This is a genomic window from Aliivibrio thorii (assembly GCF_057368585.1).
Map to the genome: position 1 here is coordinate 1,969,765 of NZ_CM170654.1, position 17,056 is coordinate 1,986,820.

Sequence of the window (17,056 nt, forward strand, 5' to 3'; positions counted from 1 at the left end):
ATTGGGTAATGATTAAATCTATAACGATTAAAAAAGCCACGTATTATCAATAATACGTGGCTTTTTAATTAAACAAATCATAAATAAATTATGACGGTTTTAAACTATTACTCAGCTTCAGGAGTATTACGTTGTGCGGCTTCTTGAACTAAAGGTTTTAATTCACCCTTTTGGAACATTTCAAGAATAATATCACAACCGCCAATTAACTCACCTTCAACCCAAAGTTGTGGGAAGGTAGGCCATTGTGCGTATGCTGGAAGTTCAGCACGGATATCTGGATTCTGTAGGATATCTACATAAGCAAATTTCTCACCGCAGTTCATTAGCGCTTGAGATGCTTGAGATGAAAAGCCACAGCTTGGAAGCTTAGGAGAGCCTTTCATATATAGAATGATGTGGTTTTCAGCAATTTGTTGCTTGATCTTATCGATAGTTTCCATTGTATCCTCTAATGGGTCGACACTAAGTTGTATCCATTCTACTTGTTATGCTCTCAGAAAAAAATACCTAATATTTGTAGTGGTATTATTTATTGAAAATTCACCACTTTTTCTTTTAATAAAATCAAAACTTGCTAGAATCAATTCGAAGTCAGATAAAGCTCTACGTTTAATAGAGCGCATATTTTTTGGAATTTAGTGAGGCGTAGACCTCTTATTAGATGGAGACATGAGCAATGTCATTTGAATTACCAGCTCTACCGTTCGCAAAAGACGCATTAGAACCACACATCTCAGCAGAGACTCTGGATTACCACCACGGTAAACACCACAACACTTATGTTGTTAAACTAAACGGCCTTATTCCAGGTACTGAGTTTGAAGGCAAAACACTAGAAGAGATCGTTAAGACATCTACTGGTGGCGTTTTCAATAACGCAGCACAAATTTGGAACCATACGTTCTACTGGAACTGTCTAGCGCCAAACGCTGGCGGTCAACCAACTGGCGCAATAGCTGCTGCTATCGATGCTGCATTTGGTTCTTTCGAAGAATTCAAAGCTAAATTCACAGATTCAGCAATCAACAACTTCGGTTCTTCTTGGACTTGGCTTGTTAAAAACGCTGACGGTTCTCTAGCTATCGTTAATACCTCTAACGCTGCTACTCCTCTAACAGATGAAGGGGTTACTCCGCTTCTAACTGTTGACCTATGGGAACACGCTTACTACATCGATTTCCGTAACGTTCGTCCTGATTACATGGGCGCGTTCTGGGCATTAGTAAACTGGTCTTTCGTAGAAGAAAACCTAGCAAAATAATCCCATACTTTGACTAACTGTTCTTATAACAGTCATGCTCAAAATAAGAAGGCCAGTATTTATACTGGCCTTCTTATTTTCCTTATTTTGCGGTAACACTTTGCCCTACATCTAAAAAATTTTAAAAAACGGCAATTAATTTCCTAAAAAAGCTAAAGGTTTTCAATTCTTTTCCGATAAGTATTTATCATCAAGAGGAATTGATTCATGAAAGTACATACTTTAGATAAAGCAGAGTTAATCTGTGAAATTCAATACGGTTCAAACCTAAACCATGCTATGGAAGCAGGTCGCCGTGCCGATTTCGCCCTAATGATGTCTTTACTGTCTAATGATTTACGTGAAAATACACCTATTGAAAAGATAGACGAGAAAAAAATAACCGAAGATCTGCTTCGTCAACGCTTTCACCTGGCTGACGCTCAAATCCTGCGTAGCAATGAAGAAAGCTACTCTCGCGCCGCTTCACAAGCAAATCAATTTCATAATGGCGGTTTAGCTAGTGCTAAATTGCAATATGGCCTAGCACCTGATGCAATGGCTTATATGCCACAAGATACTTGTGATTTACCAGAAGAGATTTACCATAACCTATCAGGTCACCAACGACGTCAATTAGAATCTGGCAGTGAAATTTTTAATGCCATTCCACAAGACCTTTATAATGAATTAGTTACAGCTAAACGTCATTCAGAAATGAACCTATACGTTTAAGACTGCTATTACTCTTTCAACTCTAATTAAAGTTATCAATATACCTACTCCTCCTCTCACTCATTCAGAATTATTATGTGAGTTAGTGCATAAATCCTACAATTGAATACAAATTAATCCGCATTTCTCGTCAAGCTCACAGCAGATGTCATATTTCTATCCCATTATTAAAGCACCTTATCCATGATAATAACGAACTGCTTTAAGGAAGGAATGCTATGCAAATTGAACATTCAATCATTCTAATCACATCGGCTGGCAACTTTATGGGCCGAGACGTTGCATATCATTTTGCCTCTCTTGGCGCATGTCTTATTATTGTAGATTCAAATCATGACGGACTTAATGAAACTCTTCGACTGTGTCGACAAATCAACTCCAATGTTATTAGTTTCCAACTGAAAGACCAATCTTTAGACAGCATTCACCGTTTATTTCACTCTATTGATAAAGAGTTCAGTTGTGGAATTGATGCTCTAATAAACAATTATACTGACGTAGCCCTGCCGAGTTTACTCGCTCCATACGAAGACGAATGTCCATTTCAATTAACCGAATTAGCTGCAACCCTATTTACCTACGGTCAATATGCTGCTCAAAACATGAGAGATCACTGCAAAGAAGGTGTGATCATAAATTTAGGCCATCATAAGCACTCTTCACAAAAACAATATTTAGATAATTCAACAGCATTATTAGCAGGTTTAACCAAAAGCTGGGCTAAAGAATTAAATCCATTTAATATTCGAGTTGGAGGAGTTGCACCGCGCCTTTCTAATGAGTTTTCAGAACCGAATACAAACCTTATCAATCAAGAGCTCATAAAAAATACGGAATATATTCTTCAGAATGAATATTTTAATGGTCGTATTATTGAAGCTACAGCCTAATTACCAATAATTATCTGCACACTCTTCTTTCTCAGCTTTTATTCTATAAAGCTTTAGGCATAAAAAAACCACCTTACGAAATAAGGTGGTTTTTATCATTTCAATATTTTCAGATTAGGAGTGAAAATATCTTAGCTTATTAGCATTGAATTATTTCTTTGCTTTTTTCGCTTTTACTTCTGCTTTCACTTCTGGTGCGTCCATTACGTCAGCGTAAGCCGTACCATAGTAAGAAGCGATTAATACTTCTTTAAGCTCTTTGATCAATGGGTAACGTGGGTTAGCACCTGTACATTGGTCATCAAACGCATCTTCAGCAATTGAATCCACTTTTGCCATGAATTCAGCTTCGTTAACGCCAGCTGCTTGAATTGACATTGGGATATCCAGTGCAATTTTAAGCTCTTCTAACCAACCAAGTAATGCATTAACTTTCGTTTCAGTATTACCTTCACGGTAACCTAAATGCTCTGCAATTTCAGCGTAACGAGCACGTGCTTTAGGACGGTCGTACTGAGAGAAAGCAGCTTGTTTAGTTGGGTTATTAGTTGCATTAAAACGTACTGTGTTAGCAATTAATAACGCGTTAGCAAGGCCATGTGGAATGTGGAATTCCGCACCTAATTTATGCGCCATTGAGTGACACACACCTAGGAAAGACTGCGCAAAAGACATACCAGCGATTGTTGCTGCATTGTGTACTTTCTCACGAGCGATTGGATCTTTCTTACCGTTAGCGTAAGAGCTTGGTAAGTACTCTTTAAGCATCTTAAGTGATTGCAGAGCGTGACCGTCTGAGTATTCGTTTGCAAGAACAGAAACGTAAGCTTCTAATGCGTGAGTTACTGCATCGTAACCACCGAATGCACATAAAGACTTAGGCATATCCATTACAAGGTTAGCATCAACAACAGCCATGTTTGGCGTTAGTTCGTAATCTGCTAATGGGTATTTTTGACCCGTTTTTTCATCAGTTACAACAGCAAATGGTGTAACTTCAGAACCTGTACCAGAAGTCGTTGTTATACATACTAGTTCAGCTTTTTGACCCATTTTAGGGAACTTGTAAATACGTTTACGGATATCCATAAATCGCATAGATAGGTCTTCGAAATCAGTTTCTGGGTGCTCGTACATTACCCACATGATTTTCGCAGCATCCATTGGTGAACCACCACCAACCGCTAAGATAACATCAGGTTGGTAGCTTGCACATGCTTCAGCACCGGCTTTAACTACTGCTAATGTTGGATCTGCTTCTACTTCATGGAACACTTCAACTTCCATGCCTTTCTCTTTTAAGATTGAGCGTAGGTCATCGATGTAACCGTTGTTGAATAAGAAACGGTCAGTAACGATTAATGCACGTTTTTTACCTTCAAGGTCAGTCATTGCAATTGGTAAACAACCGCGACGGAAGTAGATAGATTTTGGTAGTTTATGCCACAACATATTTTCTGCTCGCTTAGCTACAATTTTCTTGTTGATAAGGTGCTTAGGACCTACGTTTTCAGAGATAGCGTTACCACCCCAAGAACCACAACCTAACGTTAGTGAAGGTGCTAATTCAAAGTTGTAAAGGTCACCGATACCACCTTGAGATGCTGGTGTATTCACAAGAATACGAGCAGTTTTCATTTTGTCACCGAAGTACGCGATACGCTCTTCGTTGTTATCTTGGTCAGTGTAAAGTACTGAAGTATGACCAACACCACCTATGTCTAATACGATGCCCGCTTGACGTACTGCATCTTCAAAGTCTTTCGCTTTAAATAGACCTAGCGTTGGAGATAGTTTTTCATGAGCAAATTCATCATCCCATGAAGCTTCTAGGCCTTCACCGATAAGAATTTTAGTAGAAGTAGGTACTTTAACATTTGCTAACTCAGCGATTTTATATGCTGGTTGGCCAACGATGTTAGCGTTAAGTGCGCCATCAATAAGCAGAACTTTACGTACCTTGTTTGCGTCTTCTTTGCTTAGAACAACCGCGCCGTATTTAGCGAAACGAGCTTTAACTTCGTCGTAGATAGACTCAACAACGATTGCCGCTTGCTCAGAAGCACAAATAACACCGTTATCGAATGTTTTAGACATTAAGATAGAAGAAACAGCACGTTTGATATCAGCAGTTTCGTCGATAACTACAGGTGTATTACCCGCGCCAACACCAATTGCTGGTTTACCTGAAGAGTAAGCCGCTTTAACCATACCAGGACCGCCAGTGGCAAGGATCATGTTGATGTCGTCATGTTTCATTAATGTATTTGACAATTCAACAGATGGTTGGTCAATCCAACCAATGATGTCTTTTGGTGCGCCCGCTTTAATTGCTGCATCTAATACAACTTTAGCTGCATAGTTAGTTGCATTTTTAGCACGTGGATGTGGCGAGAAGATACAACCGTTACGTGTTTTAAGACAAATTAACGCTTTAAAGATTGCCGTTGAAGTAGGGTTTGTCGTTGGAACGATTGCACAAACAATACCTAGAGGTTCAGCAATTGTGATCGTGCCGCCTTCATCGTTACGGTCGATGATGCCACACGTAAGCTCGTCTTTGTATTTATTGTAAATAAACTCAGAAGCAAAATGGTTTTTGATTACTTTGTCTTCCATGATACCCATGCCAGACTCAGTTGCCGCCATTTTTGCTAGTTCAATACGAGCTGTTGAAGCTGCTAGAGACGCTGCACGGAAGATTTCATCAACTTTCTCTTGTGGAAAGTTCGCAAATTCTTTTTGCGCCGCTTTAACGCGTGCTACTAGAGCATCAAGTTCAGCTAAATTAGTTACAGGCATATTGTTTCTCCTAAAAATAAAAACTATAAAATTCATTAAAAACTATTTAGTAAGGACTCTGCTTTTCATCCTTGTTCGCAGTTAAGCTTAACCATTTTCTTGGTTATCTTGCTTTACTTTCTTAGTAAATTGCTTTCAAAACTGATTATATTCTTTCACAATTTGAAAAGTATTGATTCAGATCAGTTATGAGAATTTATTTACCACTTTCGACTTACTCCTAACGGGTAGCACAATATAATTATGATTTAGATCACATAGTTACATCTAACTATGATCCAATTCAAAGTAATTACTATTAACAATTCGATTATTAACAAAATCACGAGTTGTAATAAAGTTACACAATTACGGTCGTAAATGACAGATTATGGCGAAATACTCGTGCCACTAAAGAGTAGTATAACTAGAATAAAATTCACATCTTTTATCTTTCAAATAACTTGCTCTAGATCACTTTATTATTATTCTTTTATGCATAAATAAGAGCCAATCTAGATTGAAAAACAAATATATAGTGGAGAGACGCTCTTTTTTTCATTATTCTTGTTTGAGAGCAATAGGTTGGAATGCAGTGATAACTATGAAAACAAAACGTATAAAACATTATTTATATACCACTATCTTTGGTACACACACTAAAGGAGGGAAAAGATTCGATATCACATTGATAATCTTAATCCTTGCCTCTCAAGCCACGTTGGTTTTAGATTCGATCAGCTCAGTAAAAGCGGTTTACGGGGATGTATTGTGGAGTTTAGAGTATATTTTTACCGCTATATTTACTTTGGAATATCTTCTAAGACTCTATTGCTCTCCAAGACCAAGTTCTTACGCTAAAAGTTTTTATGGTGTAATTGATTTACTAGCGATTTTGCCTACCTACTTAGCTCTATTTTTCCCGAGCGCAAGTTACATTGCTATTATTCGATTACTTCGTGTGATGAGGATTTTTAGAATTCTAAAACTAGTACGCTATCTGCAAGATTCTAATATTCTTTTACGATCATTATTGATGGCGAAAAGAAAAATACTGATTTTCTTTAGTACCGTTGCAATTTTAGTGACTGTTTTTGGTTCTTTGATGTTTGTAATCGAAGGGCCTGACAATGGCTTTAGCAGCATTCCGCAAAGTATCTATTGGGCAATAGTGACAATAACAACTGTAGGCTATGGGGATCTTGTTCCCCATACCGCATTAGGAAAAGCAGTCGCATCACTCACGATGTTACTAGGTTATTCAATTTTAGCGGTACCAACAGGTATTATTACTGCAGAGTTAAATCAAGAAATGAATGCGCACAGAGATTTAGTGCGCTGTCCGAACTGTGTCAAAGGTGGGCATGAATCTGATGCTATGCACTGTAAGCATTGTGGTAGTGAACTTCCTGAACCACATAAAAGAATAGTGAATACAAGATCACATTAATCAAACTTAGGTGGTTGGCGCTGTTATTCTGAATACAGCGTTAATGACCCTTGCGATATGTTATTTTCAGACCCATTATCAAGAAATTTTGGTGCTGCAATAACAGCAAGTAATACAAATACAACAGCAAATGCTGCAAATTTAGTCAGGACTTGTCCCTTAGTCTTTTTCATTATTGTTTTTCTTAAATTTATTAAACTGCCGATAATCTACTTGAGTAAGCCCTTATCGACAATTTTATAAATTCTTTTTGGGATCAATGTAGCATTAAAATTCTTATTGTTGAGATATTAAGCAAAAAAAGATAAAATCAGTCAGATGACACCTTTACACGAACAATATCTTCTTGCCCTTTAGTAAACTGTTTTTTTAATTCAGATTTTGATTTAAAACTAATTTCACCACCTTCAGCAACGGTCATATGTTGTGCCTCTTTATTATGCTTTGATTGATACAACATCATCGCTTGCATACAAGTACTTCTTTGCTCAGCAGACAGTAAAGTTCCGTTATGCCATTTCCCTGTTTCGACTGCATATTGCAAATTTTCAAAGACTTCAGGTGTCATTGATTCTAATAATTTATTAATATCCATTATTCCCTCTCTATATTAACTGCCCACAAACGATAGCTTTTCATTAATGTTAGTCAACAAGGTGCCGATAAATAGGTGTAATGGATCACGTTTCCTTTTTTCTATCTATAGGATCATCATGTTTTTAACTATTCAACGACTTTCTTTTCTTACTCTGAGTACCCTCTTACTATCTGCATGTTTTGGAGTAAAACCAACAACCGAACAGTTGTGTGAAGATCATGAAGCTTTACAGTGTAGTCAATTAAATATGCGTGATGGTCAATGTCGCTATCAGCGTGATTCTCTCATCCTTAGTCGATTTGATGTATTAAAAAGCAATAGCGATTTAGATAAATTAAAAACAATTAAGGCGACCCATGAATATCAAATCTGTTTAACCTCTGCTGCACAAATTGAGCCTATTACAGCAAAAGAAATTAAATCTAAGCGCAGCGAAGCATTACTTCATTCTTACGATGCTATTGATGCATTATCGTTAGAGCTGCAACATTCTAAAGAGCCTAAAGTTCTTTTCTATCTTTGGACGACAGGTGATAAAAATGCATTACGCGAGTTTTTACAATTAGAAGGAAGCAAAGCTCTTGAATCGACCGAGATGCAATATGCACTTGCAACTTTCTATACTCAAAGAGACGGTAAGAAGACCATCTCAATCTTAAATCATTCATTAGAATTGTTAACAGAGCAAGACTACAAGGATGGCCGACATGCGATCATCATTAAATCATTAGCTAGCATTAATCATAAAGAAAATAATAAAAAACTTGCTTATGTATGGGCGTTAGTCGGTAAAGAATTTAAACTAAAAGTCGCTTCAGAAAAACAACTTAACTTATTATACCAATTCTCTGATGCCGAAAAGACACAATTAAAGCTTACAAGTGACGTAATAAAAGAGAACATTGATAATCAAACATTCAGATCTTCATTATTGCCAAATTTAGATAAGACGATTTAGATCAGACTATATTATGATTTACAAAAGGAGCGTGTTTCGCTCCTTTTTTTAAGTGATTATTCCGCTTCACCATCAAAACGTAAAGAGACCGAATTAACACAAAAACGCTCACCTGTTGTTTTAGGTCCATCATTAAATACATGGCCTAAATGACTATCACAATGACGGCATCGGATTTCAATTCTTTCCATTCCATGACTTGTATCTTTAATATAACGAATAACTTGATCATTAATTGGTGCATCAAAACTTGGCCAACCACACCCTGAATCATATTTGTTATCAGACTCAAATAAAATCGTCTGACAACACGTACAAGCATAAGAACCGGTTGATTTATTGTGTAATAATTTACCAGAGAAAGGTGCTTCAGTTCCTTGTTTGCGACAAATATTGAACTCTTCTTGCGTCAATCGTTCCTGCCAATCGACTTCTGTAAGTTCTAAAAATGGTTTTGATTTATTCATCTAAAATACTACCCCTTAAGACTTATTTAAATTAAACCTTGCTAACTATCACCTTTGTAGCACATAATTTGCTAAAGTAATTTTACAGCAGCCTAGCAAAATGACATTAATAGTTATGTAACTTTTTTTCATAACATGTCATTAAGGTCACTAAATAACCGACTTTTCTATAAATTACGTAAGATTTTTTCTTTATGTTAACAGAATAAGGTGTTTTTTTTGATTTTAAACAAGATAAATGGCATTTTCGCTTGCAGGTTGGCTCAGGATTTTGTAATTTTACTACCAGTTAATTTAAACCTGAAAATCAAATTTAAGTTGTGGAGCAACATATAATGACTATCAAAGTAGGTATTAACGGTTTTGGCCGTATTGGACGTTTTGTTTTCCGTGCATCTGTAGAGCGCAACGACATCGAAGTTGTTGGTATCAACGATCTTATCGACGTTGAATACATGGCTTACATGCTTAAGTACGACTCAACTCACGGTCGTTTCAACGGTACAGTTGAAGTAGTTGACGGTAACCTAGTAGTAAATGGTAACACAGTACGTGTAACTGCTGAACGTAACCCAGAAGATCTTAAGTGGGATGCTATCAACGTTGACGTTGTTGCTGAAGCAACTGGTCTTTTCCTTACTGACGAAACTGCTCGTAAACACATCACAGCTGGCGCTAAGAAAGTAGTTCTTACTGGTCCTTCTGGTGACGTTCCAATGTTCGTTATGGGCGTTAACGCTGCAGATTACGCTGGTCAAGATATCGTTTCTAACGCTTCTTGTACTACTAACTGTCTTGCGCCAATGGCTAAAGTACTTAACGACAAGTGGGGCATTGAATCTGGTCTTATGACTACAGTTCACGCAACTACAGCGACTCAAAAAACTGTAGATGGTCCTTCTGCGAAAGACTGGCGTGGTGGCCGTGGTGCTTCTCAAAACATCATCCCATCTTCAACTGGTGCAGCTAAAGCAGTAGGTAAAGTAATTCCTGAGCTTAACGGCCTTCTAACTGGTATGGCTTTCCGCGTACCAACTGCAAACGTTTCTGTTGTTGACCTTACTGTTAACCTAAAAACTGCTGCAACTTACGAAGAAATCTGTGCTGAAATGAAGCGTGCTTCTGAAAACGAATACGCTGGCGTTCTAGGCTACACAGACGAAGCTGTTGTTTCTCAAGACTTCATCGGCGAAACACAAACTTCAGTATTTGATGCTGCAGCTGGTGTTGCTCTAACTGACAAATTCGTTAAGCTTGTATCTTGGTACGACAACGAAATCGGTTACTCAAACAAAGTTCTTGACCTAATCGCTCACGTTTCTAAGTAAGCATTAGTTTAGACTTTCTTTGAAAGCTAACTTAAAAGATTTTAGTATCTTTTAAGGATGAAAGGCGACTTTATTGTCGCCTTTTTTGTATCTGTTATTTTAGCCCCCCCTAATAAATATCTATTCTTTTTCTAGGCCATTATTCCGCTCTTCTGTCTGAAAAAAGAATATGTATTTATCATTTTAGGAGTTACCTATGAACATTACTCACCTTCCAACAATCAGTGTGTTATCTGATAGTGTTACTATTGCTCAACTTGATGACATTAAGATTGTACGCATCATCCATGAAAAAGCAGAGGCAGCGATCTCTTTGCATGGTGGTCATGTTTTATCTTTCACTCCAAAAGGCCAAGAAAACCTTATTTGGATGAGTAAAGAGGCTATTTTTAACCCAGAGAAAGCAATTCGTGGCGGTGTTCCTGTTTGCTGGCCTTGGTTTGGTCGCATTGCAGATCCTGCTCATGGCTTTGCTCGCAATAGCACTTGGTCACTAATTGAGCATCGTGAAAATGATAACGGCGTTATTGTGGTTCTTGGTTTAAAAGCATCAGAAGAAACCAAAGCTATTTGGCCTTTTGAGTTTGAAGCTCGCTTGACTGTCGAAATTGGCGATGAGTTACTTATTACTCTAGATGCGAAAAATACAGATGATAAAGCGTGGAACTGCTCAGGTGCATTGCACACATACCTAAATATTTCAGATATTAACACCACAACAATTACTGGTATGGGTTCAAGCTATATTGATGGCTTACAGGAAGCTAAAGTATGCTCTGGCGGCGATACGCTATCTATTGATGCCGCTATTGACCGTGTTTACACCCAACCAGAAAATACAGTTCTAATCTCAGATACACAACGTACGCTATCTATCACTAATGCTGGACACAATTCAGCGGTAATTTGGAATCCTTGGATTGAAGGGGCTGAATCTATGGGTGATATGAATAATAATGGCTACCAAACGATGGTGTGTGTTGAATCAACCTATCATGCTGCAAGTCTAGAAACAGCTAAAGTAATTCAACCTAATGAATCATTTGTATTAAGTACAATAATTAGCGCTTAATCTTAAAGACAGAAACAAAAACGGAAGCACTTAGGCTTCCGTTTTTATAACATCTATTTTTTTATAATAAACTCATACTGAGCTTACCTTTCCCAGTAAGACTCTTCTAACGAATCTTCACGCTCTGGTAAACCACGAGATAAACGTGGTGAATGTTGTGCTAATACTTCAAAGCTTACACGGTTTGAATACTTACATACTTGAGAGAACGAAGAGTACGTTAAGTAAGAGTGCTGATGCTTGCTTGAGTTAGGTACATTATTACGGTGATAATGGTTTGCTGCCATATCGTGTAATAAAGCCGATAAAGCGCCATCACCCGCTCCATTGGTATTCTTGATTTTTTCAGGGCCGCCCATGTATGGTGAGATATGGGAATACACCTTCATTGGATTTTCACAGCTGTCTTTAATTGCAGGACGGCTAAACTCAAATTGGTTGAATTCTGGAATAGTACCTGGAAGTAATGGCAAAGAAGTTTCACGCTTTGCTTCGTCTTCAGTATAACCCGCCATATAAAGCCCTACAGGGCCCGCGGTACATAAGACAAGATCAACCCATTCAAGAGCCTTATCTGCTGCTTGTAGGGGATCTGAAGCACCAGTAAGCGCCTCACCTTCCTCTTCGTTCATAGCAACCACTGATACATGATCGTTTAGGAAGTCACGCCAGTATTGTGGGTCATCTTGAACAACAAACTTAGTACCCATAGTCAATACTACTGGTACGTCATGCTTTTTCGCGTACTCAATAGCTTGCATCGTAGCAGCTGGCATTGGGTCGCCATCTTTACAACGAACTAAATAAGCAGTCAGTACTAATGCAGATGCATTTTTAAAGATTTTCTCTGGAATGCTTTCTGCACGAAGTTGGTTCATGTCACCTTCGCTGATCGCAAACGTACGCTCACCGTCTTGGCTAATAAGCGCAAAACAACGACCAATTGCACCAGGAACCGGTTGAAGGTAGTTCAAATCCATTCGGCTAGACGTATTACATAAGTAGCGGTATGAGTAGCTACCAATATGAATGTCTTCACTCATCACACCTAGCAATGTAGATTTATCATCAGCCAATACTGAATAGTTGTGAAGTGTATTACCAATCGTACCACCAGCGAACTCGTTGGTGATCATATTGTTATCTTTAAGCTCGTTATAAAGCATTTCCGCTTTATCATTATCGATAACCAGAGAGTGTCCTTTACTCAAGCCATACTTTTCAATAAAAGCATCATCAATTCGAGCTTCAATATCCACTAACGTTTGATCAATACCGATAATGTGCGTACGCGACATTTTTTTGGTTTCTTGAGCTTGGCTAACTAATGGATCACGAGCGTGAACTGGGAAATAATGCTTGGATTTACGCTGACCTGGAAATTTCATAAAATAATCATTCAACTGGCTAATGGAAGAAGTGCGAAGTTTAGCCGCTCAATAACTCTGCCGCAACTACTGATATTAGCCTCAACGAAAGGCAAACGTTTGCTCTTTCTATTTGTTGATAGCTCTAGCCTTATAGAGGACATTCGTGATAATTTATGAGCGTATTTTCTAAAGGTAATCACCATGACAACTGAACTAATTAGCTATGATGACGTAATCGAAGTCGCTTACGATATTTTCCTTGAAATGGCTCAAGACAATCTTGAACCGGCTGATGTAGCACTATTCACTCTTCAATTTGATGACCGCGGTGCGGCTGAAGTCGTAGATACTCGTGATGATTGGGCTGAGCACGTTGGCTTTGATGTTGACGCAGAAATCTATGCTGAAGTACTAATTGGCTTAGTGAATGAAGAGTCTGATGTTTTAGATGATGTCTTTGCTCGTATGCTAGTAAGCCGTGATCCTGAACACAAGTTCTGCCACATGTTATGGAAGCGTGATTAATTTCACCAAGCTTAGCATTTCGTACTAAGGAGCATTTATTTGCTCCTTTTTTATTGCTCTTTGTAATTGAATATCTCACATAACATCCCCATTATTTCTTTATGCTCACAAGCAATTTTCGCTATAAAATTATAAAGGAATACCATGTCTCAATTTCAATCTCGATGCCCATTGTGTAATGGACTCAACCGCCTTCCTATTGAACGCATTAATGACACTGCAACCTGTGGACGCTGTAAAGAATCACTATTGGATGGAAAACCACTAGAAGGGACATCTGATAATCTTGCAGCTTTGATGAATAGTGATAAACCTATTGTCATCGATTTTTGGGCCCCGTGGTGTAATCCATGCATCGGATTCTCTCCGGTATTTGAAGACGTTGCTGCTGAACGTAATGGCCAAATTCGCTGTGTAAAAGTAAATACGGAAGCCCAACAACAAATTGCCGCACAATATCAGATCCGCTCTATCCCTACGATCATGGTCTTTAAGAACGGTCAACGTGTAGATATGATTAATGGGGCATTACCAAAAGGTCAATTTGATCAGTGGCTAAATCAAGCACTGCTTAAATAATACCATTCTGGATAAGCAGTTGTTCAGATAGTTGCGTAGGAAAAATCGATTAGAGCAAGGCATAAATTACAGTAACTAGTGGTTCTAATTACACCTAATTTTTGCAATAGAAAGGTATAACACAGATATAATCGATTTTAACAAGCAAGAATGATCAAATACTTATGTAGATTGGTATAATGTAAATAGCAGACAAAAAAAAGCCGCTGTATGACTTAACATACAGCGACTTTTTAATGTTTATCTAGTCTATGTTATAGAACAGATTAACCGATGAATTCTACACCGTTCATGTACTTACGTAGTACTTCAGGGATAGCAATCTTACCATCAGCTTGTTGGAAGTTCTCTAGGATAGCAACCATTGTACGACCTACTGCAAGACCTGAACCGTTCAGTGTGTGAACTAGTTCTGGCTTCTTCTCACCTTGACGACGGAAACGAGCTTGCATACGACGAGCTTGGAAATCCCACATGTTTGAACAAGAAGAGATCTCACGGTACGTTTCTTGTGCTGGAACCCACACTTCTAAATCGTAAGTTTTACGAGAACCGAAGCCCATATCGCCAGTACAAAGAACTACTTTTCGGTATGGAAGCTCTAGAAGTTGAAGTACTTTCTCAGCATGACCTGTTAGCTCTTCAAGCGCTGCCATTGAATCTTCTGGTTTCGTAATTTGAACTAATTCAACTTTGTCGAATTGGTGCATACGAATAAGACCACGAGTATCACGACCGTAAGAACCCGCTTCAGAACGGAAACATGGTGTGTGAGCCGTCATTTTCAGAGGTAAATCAGCTTCTTCAGTAATTGTGTCACGAACCATGTTTGTTACTGGAACTTCAGCTGTTGGGATAAGTGATAGCATCTTAAGAGGAACATCACTCACTTGCTCTGTTAATGGGCTTGTGTGGAATAAGTCTTCACCAAACTTAGGTAATTGACCCGTACCATATAGGCTATCGTGGTTTACTAAGTAAGGTACGTACATTTCCATGTAACCGTGTTCCTCTGTATGAAGATCAAGCATGAATTGTGAAAGCGCACGGTGAAGACGCGCAAATTGACCTTTCATTACGATAAAGCGAGAACCAGAGATTTTAACTGCGCTCGCAAAATCAAGACCGTCAGCGATTTCACCTAGCTCAACGTGATCTTTTACTTCAAAGTCGTACGCTAGAGGATTACCCCAACGTAATACTTCTACATTCTCTTCTTCATCTTTACCAAACGGTACTGAATCATCAGGAATGTTTGGAACAGACAAAGCGATAGTTTCGATTTGTTGTTGAAGATCTGCAAGTGCTACTTTTGCTTCATCTAATTCAGAGCCTAGGTGTGCAACGTCAGCCATAATGCGATCTGCTTCTTCGTGATCGCCCTTCGCTTTTGCTTGACCAATGGACTTCGAACGGGAATTACGCTGCGCTTGAAGCTCTTCAGTTTTAACTTGAAGGGACTTACGTTGTTCTTCAAGATTGCGAAGTGTCTCTACGTCTAGCTTAAAGCCACGACGTGCCAGTTTCTCTGCTGTTTCATCCAGCTCTGTACGAAGTAATTTTGAATCAAGCATTTGTAATCCTATGCCTTATGGTCATTGTGTATTCAAATAATACAGAACACACTGAGTAATAAAATTTTGTGCAATTTTCAGTTCCAAATTGCGATTCGAATAAGATACCGAAAATGATCTTTTATTGGTAGCGTTTTAAGGTGCTGTTTTGATCTAATTGGGCTAAATATTCTAGCTTTTCGCTAATTTTGGTTTCTAAGCCACGTTTTGTTGGAAAGTAGTACTTACGATCCTGCATTTCTGGTGGAAAATAATTCTCACCTGATGCATACGCATTTGGCTCATCATGAGCATAACGATAGTCTGCGCCATAGCCCATGTCTTTCATTAATGATGTCGGGGCATTACGTAAATGGTTTGGCACATCATAATCTGGTGAATTAATGGCGTCCATTTGCGCTTGTTTCCATGCAGTATAAACGGCATTACTTTTAGGAGCACATGCCAAATAAACCACCGCTTGAGCAATCGCCCTTTCGCCTTCAGCAGGGCCAATGCGAGTAAAGCAATCCCACGCATTCATCGCAACTTCCATCGCTCGTGGGTCAGCATTGCCTATATCTTCAGAAGCTATTGCTAACAAACGACGCGCAACATAAAGTGGATCACCACCCGCAGCTATAATTCGCGCAGTCCAATAGAGTGCTGCATCCGGATTTGAACCACGAATGGATTTATGAACGGCTGAGATTAAGTCGTACCACATGTCCCCTTTATTATCGAAACGCGCCAGTTTTTCACCTGCCACTTCCGCTAATAAAGGTAAGTCCACCACTTTCTTACCGTCGTGATCTTCTTCTGCCATGTCATGCAGAAGCTCAAGATAATTGAGTGACATACGAGCATCACCCGACACCAAATTTGCCAGTTGTAATTTTACATCATCAGGAAGTACAAAATTATCATCATTTAAGCCGCGGTCTTTATCTAAAAGCGCTTGGTCTATTACCTGAACAATATCTTGTTTTTCTAATGATTTTAATTTGTAGACTCGCGCTCGCGATAACAATGCGTTATTGAGCTCAAAAGAAGGGTTTTCAGTCGTCGCGCCAATAAAGGTGATCGTGCCATCTTCGATATGTGGCAAAAAAGCATCTTGCTGACTTTTATTAAAGCGATGGACCTCATCCACAAACATAATGGTTCTTCTGCCTGTGATTTGGTTTTCTTTTGCTTTTTCAATTGCAGCTCGAATGTCTTTTACACCAGATGTGACTGCCGATACTCGCTCGACTTCAGCATTAGTATAATTAGCTGCTACTTCCGCTAATGTTGTTTTACCGGTACCAGGAGGCCCCCATAAAATCATTGAGTGGATCTGTCCGGCTTCTAACGCGCGACGCAATGGCTTACCAACGCCTAATAGATGTTGCTGACCAATGTATTGCTCAATATTTTGAGGGCGCATTCTAGCAGCAAGGGGACGAAAATCGTCCCCTGCTGAAAAATCTAAACTGAAGTTACTCACGTTTATCCTTTATCTTTC

Annotated in this window: 17 protein-coding genes; 9 read left to right on the forward strand and 8 right to left on the reverse strand. The window is 38.7% G+C overall.

Annotation, left to right across the window (positions count from 1 at the left end; all coding sequences use genetic code 11):
* Positions 1 to 107: 107 nt before the first annotated feature.
* The gene (gene grxD, locus AC2IP4_RS08905) at positions 108 to 443 is read right to left on the reverse strand and encodes a Grx4 family monothiol glutaredoxin (protein ID WP_375322115.1); all 336 of its coding nucleotides are present in this window, start codon (positions 441 to 443) and stop codon (positions 108 to 110) included.
* Positions 444 to 679: 236 nt separating this feature from the next.
* On the opposite strand from grxD, the gene sodB reads away from it, so the two are divergent.
* The 3 genes from sodB (at position 680) to AC2IP4_RS08920 (ending at position 2,868) form a co-directional block, all read left to right on the forward strand.
* Entirely contained in the window at positions 680 to 1,264 is a 585-nt protein-coding gene (sodB, locus tag AC2IP4_RS08910; RefSeq protein ID WP_375322114.1) for a superoxide dismutase [Fe], read from the forward strand.
* A gap of 207 nt (positions 1,265 to 1,471) precedes the next feature.
* A complete protein-coding gene (locus tag AC2IP4_RS08915) occupies positions 1,472 to 1,978 on the forward strand; it encodes a VC2046/SO_2500 family protein (RefSeq protein WP_375322113.1) in 507 nt (168 codons plus the stop codon).
* A 218-nt stretch (positions 1,979 to 2,196) separates the two neighbouring features.
* Complete coding sequence (locus AC2IP4_RS08920) at positions 2,197 to 2,868, forward strand: SDR family oxidoreductase (RefSeq protein WP_375322112.1); 672 nt, start codon at positions 2,197 to 2,199, stop codon at positions 2,866 to 2,868.
* Positions 2,869 to 3,018: 150 nt separating this feature from the next.
* Here AC2IP4_RS08920 and adhE read toward each other — a convergent pair whose 3' ends face one another.
* Entirely contained in the window at positions 3,019 to 5,670 is a 2,652-nt protein-coding gene (gene adhE / locus AC2IP4_RS08925) for a bifunctional acetaldehyde-CoA/alcohol dehydrogenase (RefSeq protein ID WP_375322111.1), read from the reverse strand.
* 583 nt (positions 5,671 to 6,253) lie between these two features.
* Between adhE and AC2IP4_RS08930 the strand changes: the two genes are divergently transcribed.
* A complete protein-coding gene (locus tag AC2IP4_RS08930) occupies positions 6,254 to 7,099 on the forward strand; it encodes an ion transporter (RefSeq protein ID WP_375322110.1) in 846 nt (281 codons plus the stop codon).
* A 23-nt stretch (positions 7,100 to 7,122) separates the two neighbouring features.
* Here the strand turns inward: AC2IP4_RS08930 and AC2IP4_RS08935 are convergent, their stop codons facing one another.
* On the reverse strand, positions 7,123 to 7,272 hold the full coding sequence (locus tag AC2IP4_RS08935; RefSeq protein ID WP_181044556.1) for a hypothetical protein: 150 nt from the start codon (positions 7,270 to 7,272) through the stop codon (positions 7,123 to 7,125).
* A 137-nt stretch (positions 7,273 to 7,409) separates the two neighbouring features.
* Positions 7,410 to 7,694 (reverse strand): YeaC family protein, encoded by a 285-nt coding sequence (locus tag AC2IP4_RS08940; protein ID WP_375322109.1) that lies wholly within the window; start codon positions 7,692 to 7,694, stop codon positions 7,410 to 7,412.
* 118 nt (positions 7,695 to 7,812) lie between these two features.
* On the opposite strand from AC2IP4_RS08940, the gene AC2IP4_RS08945 reads away from it, so the two are divergent.
* Positions 7,813 to 8,655 (forward strand): DUF2989 domain-containing protein, encoded by an 843-nt coding sequence (locus AC2IP4_RS08945; protein WP_375322108.1) that lies wholly within the window; start codon positions 7,813 to 7,815, stop codon positions 8,653 to 8,655.
* A gap of 56 nt (positions 8,656 to 8,711) precedes the next feature.
* On the opposite strand, the gene msrB is transcribed toward AC2IP4_RS08945, so the two are convergent.
* A complete protein-coding gene (gene msrB / locus AC2IP4_RS08950) occupies positions 8,712 to 9,122 on the reverse strand; it encodes a peptide-methionine (R)-S-oxide reductase MsrB (RefSeq protein WP_486310195.1) in 411 nt (136 codons plus the stop codon).
* Between the two features lie 335 nt (positions 9,123 to 9,457).
* On the opposite strand from msrB, the gene gap reads away from it, so the two are divergent.
* On the forward strand, positions 9,458 to 10,450 hold the full coding sequence (gene gap / locus AC2IP4_RS08955; protein ID WP_105054370.1) for a type I glyceraldehyde-3-phosphate dehydrogenase: 993 nt from the start codon (positions 9,458 to 9,460) through the stop codon (positions 10,448 to 10,450).
* Between the two features lie 196 nt (positions 10,451 to 10,646).
* Positions 10,647 to 11,522 (forward strand): D-hexose-6-phosphate mutarotase, encoded by an 876-nt coding sequence (locus tag AC2IP4_RS08960; RefSeq protein ID WP_486307137.1) that lies wholly within the window; start codon positions 10,647 to 10,649, stop codon positions 11,520 to 11,522.
* Positions 11,523 to 11,605: 83 nt separating this feature from the next.
* Here the strand turns inward: AC2IP4_RS08960 and AC2IP4_RS08965 are convergent, their stop codons facing one another.
* Positions 11,606 to 12,910 carry an inosine/guanosine kinase gene (locus AC2IP4_RS08965; RefSeq protein ID WP_375322105.1) on the reverse strand — a complete coding sequence of 435 codons (1,305 nt, stop codon included), beginning with the start codon at positions 12,908 to 12,910 and terminating at the stop codon, positions 11,606 to 11,608.
* A 183-nt stretch (positions 12,911 to 13,093) separates the two neighbouring features.
* On the opposite strand from AC2IP4_RS08965, the gene AC2IP4_RS08970 reads away from it, so the two are divergent.
* Positions 13,094 to 13,417 (forward strand): HI1450 family dsDNA-mimic protein, encoded by a 324-nt coding sequence (locus AC2IP4_RS08970; RefSeq protein WP_486307136.1) that lies wholly within the window; start codon positions 13,094 to 13,096, stop codon positions 13,415 to 13,417.
* Between the two features lie 144 nt (positions 13,418 to 13,561).
* Complete coding sequence (gene trxC / locus AC2IP4_RS08975) at positions 13,562 to 13,996, forward strand: thioredoxin TrxC (protein WP_486307135.1); 435 nt, start codon at positions 13,562 to 13,564, stop codon at positions 13,994 to 13,996.
* Between the two features lie 266 nt (positions 13,997 to 14,262).
* On the opposite strand, the gene serS is transcribed toward trxC, so the two are convergent.
* Positions 14,263 to 15,570 carry a serine--tRNA ligase gene (gene serS, locus AC2IP4_RS08980; RefSeq protein WP_486310196.1) on the reverse strand — a complete coding sequence of 436 codons (1,308 nt, stop codon included), beginning with the start codon at positions 15,568 to 15,570 and terminating at the stop codon, positions 14,263 to 14,265.
* 121 nt (positions 15,571 to 15,691) lie between these two features.
* Positions 15,692 to 17,038, reverse strand: coding sequence for a replication-associated recombination protein A (locus tag AC2IP4_RS08985; protein WP_130048402.1), 1,347 nt, complete (start codon positions 17,036 to 17,038; stop codon positions 15,692 to 15,694).
* Positions 17,039 to 17,056 lie beyond the last annotated feature (18 nt).

Bases quoted from the DNA above. Each gene is read 5' to 3' on its own strand.
- msrB (WP_486310195.1), bottom strand. From the start codon at position 9,122: ATGAATAAATCAAAACCATTTTTAGAACTTACAGAAGTCGATTGGCAG.
- adhE (WP_375322111.1), bottom strand. From the start codon at position 5,670: ATGCCTGTAACTAATTTAGCTGAACTTGATGCTCTAGTAGCACGCGTT.
- AC2IP4_RS08915 (WP_375322113.1), top strand. From the start codon at position 1,472: ATGAAAGTACATACTTTAGATAAAGCAGAGTTAATCTGTGAAATTCAA.
- trxC (WP_486307135.1), top strand. From the start codon at position 13,562: ATGTCTCAATTTCAATCTCGATGCCCATTGTGTAATGGACTCAACCGC.
- gap (WP_105054370.1), top strand. From the start codon at position 9,458: ATGACTATCAAAGTAGGTATTAACGGTTTTGGCCGTATTGGACGTTTT.
- AC2IP4_RS08945 (WP_375322108.1), top strand. From the start codon at position 7,813: ATGTTTTTAACTATTCAACGACTTTCTTTTCTTACTCTGAGTACCCTC.
- AC2IP4_RS08920 (WP_375322112.1), top strand. From the start codon at position 2,197: ATGCAAATTGAACATTCAATCATTCTAATCACATCGGCTGGCAACTTT.
- AC2IP4_RS08965 (WP_375322105.1), bottom strand. From the start codon at position 12,910: ATGAAATTTCCAGGTCAGCGTAAATCCAAGCATTATTTCCCAGTTCAC.
- grxD (WP_375322115.1), bottom strand. From the start codon at position 443: ATGGAAACTATCGATAAGATCAAGCAACAAATTGCTGAAAACCACATC.
- AC2IP4_RS08940 (WP_375322109.1), bottom strand. From the start codon at position 7,694: ATGGATATTAATAAATTATTAGAATCAATGACACCTGAAGTCTTTGAA.
- AC2IP4_RS08935 (WP_181044556.1), bottom strand. From the start codon at position 7,272: ATGAAAAAGACTAAGGGACAAGTCCTGACTAAATTTGCAGCATTTGCT.
- AC2IP4_RS08930 (WP_375322110.1), top strand. From the start codon at position 6,254: ATGAAAACAAAACGTATAAAACATTATTTATATACCACTATCTTTGGT.
- serS (WP_486310196.1), bottom strand. From the start codon at position 15,570: ATGCTTGATTCAAAATTACTTCGTACAGAGCTGGATGAAACAGCAGAG.
- sodB (WP_375322114.1), top strand. From the start codon at position 680: ATGTCATTTGAATTACCAGCTCTACCGTTCGCAAAAGACGCATTAGAA.
- AC2IP4_RS08970 (WP_486307136.1), top strand. From the start codon at position 13,094: ATGACAACTGAACTAATTAGCTATGATGACGTAATCGAAGTCGCTTAC.
- AC2IP4_RS08960 (WP_486307137.1), top strand. From the start codon at position 10,647: ATGAACATTACTCACCTTCCAACAATCAGTGTGTTATCTGATAGTGTT.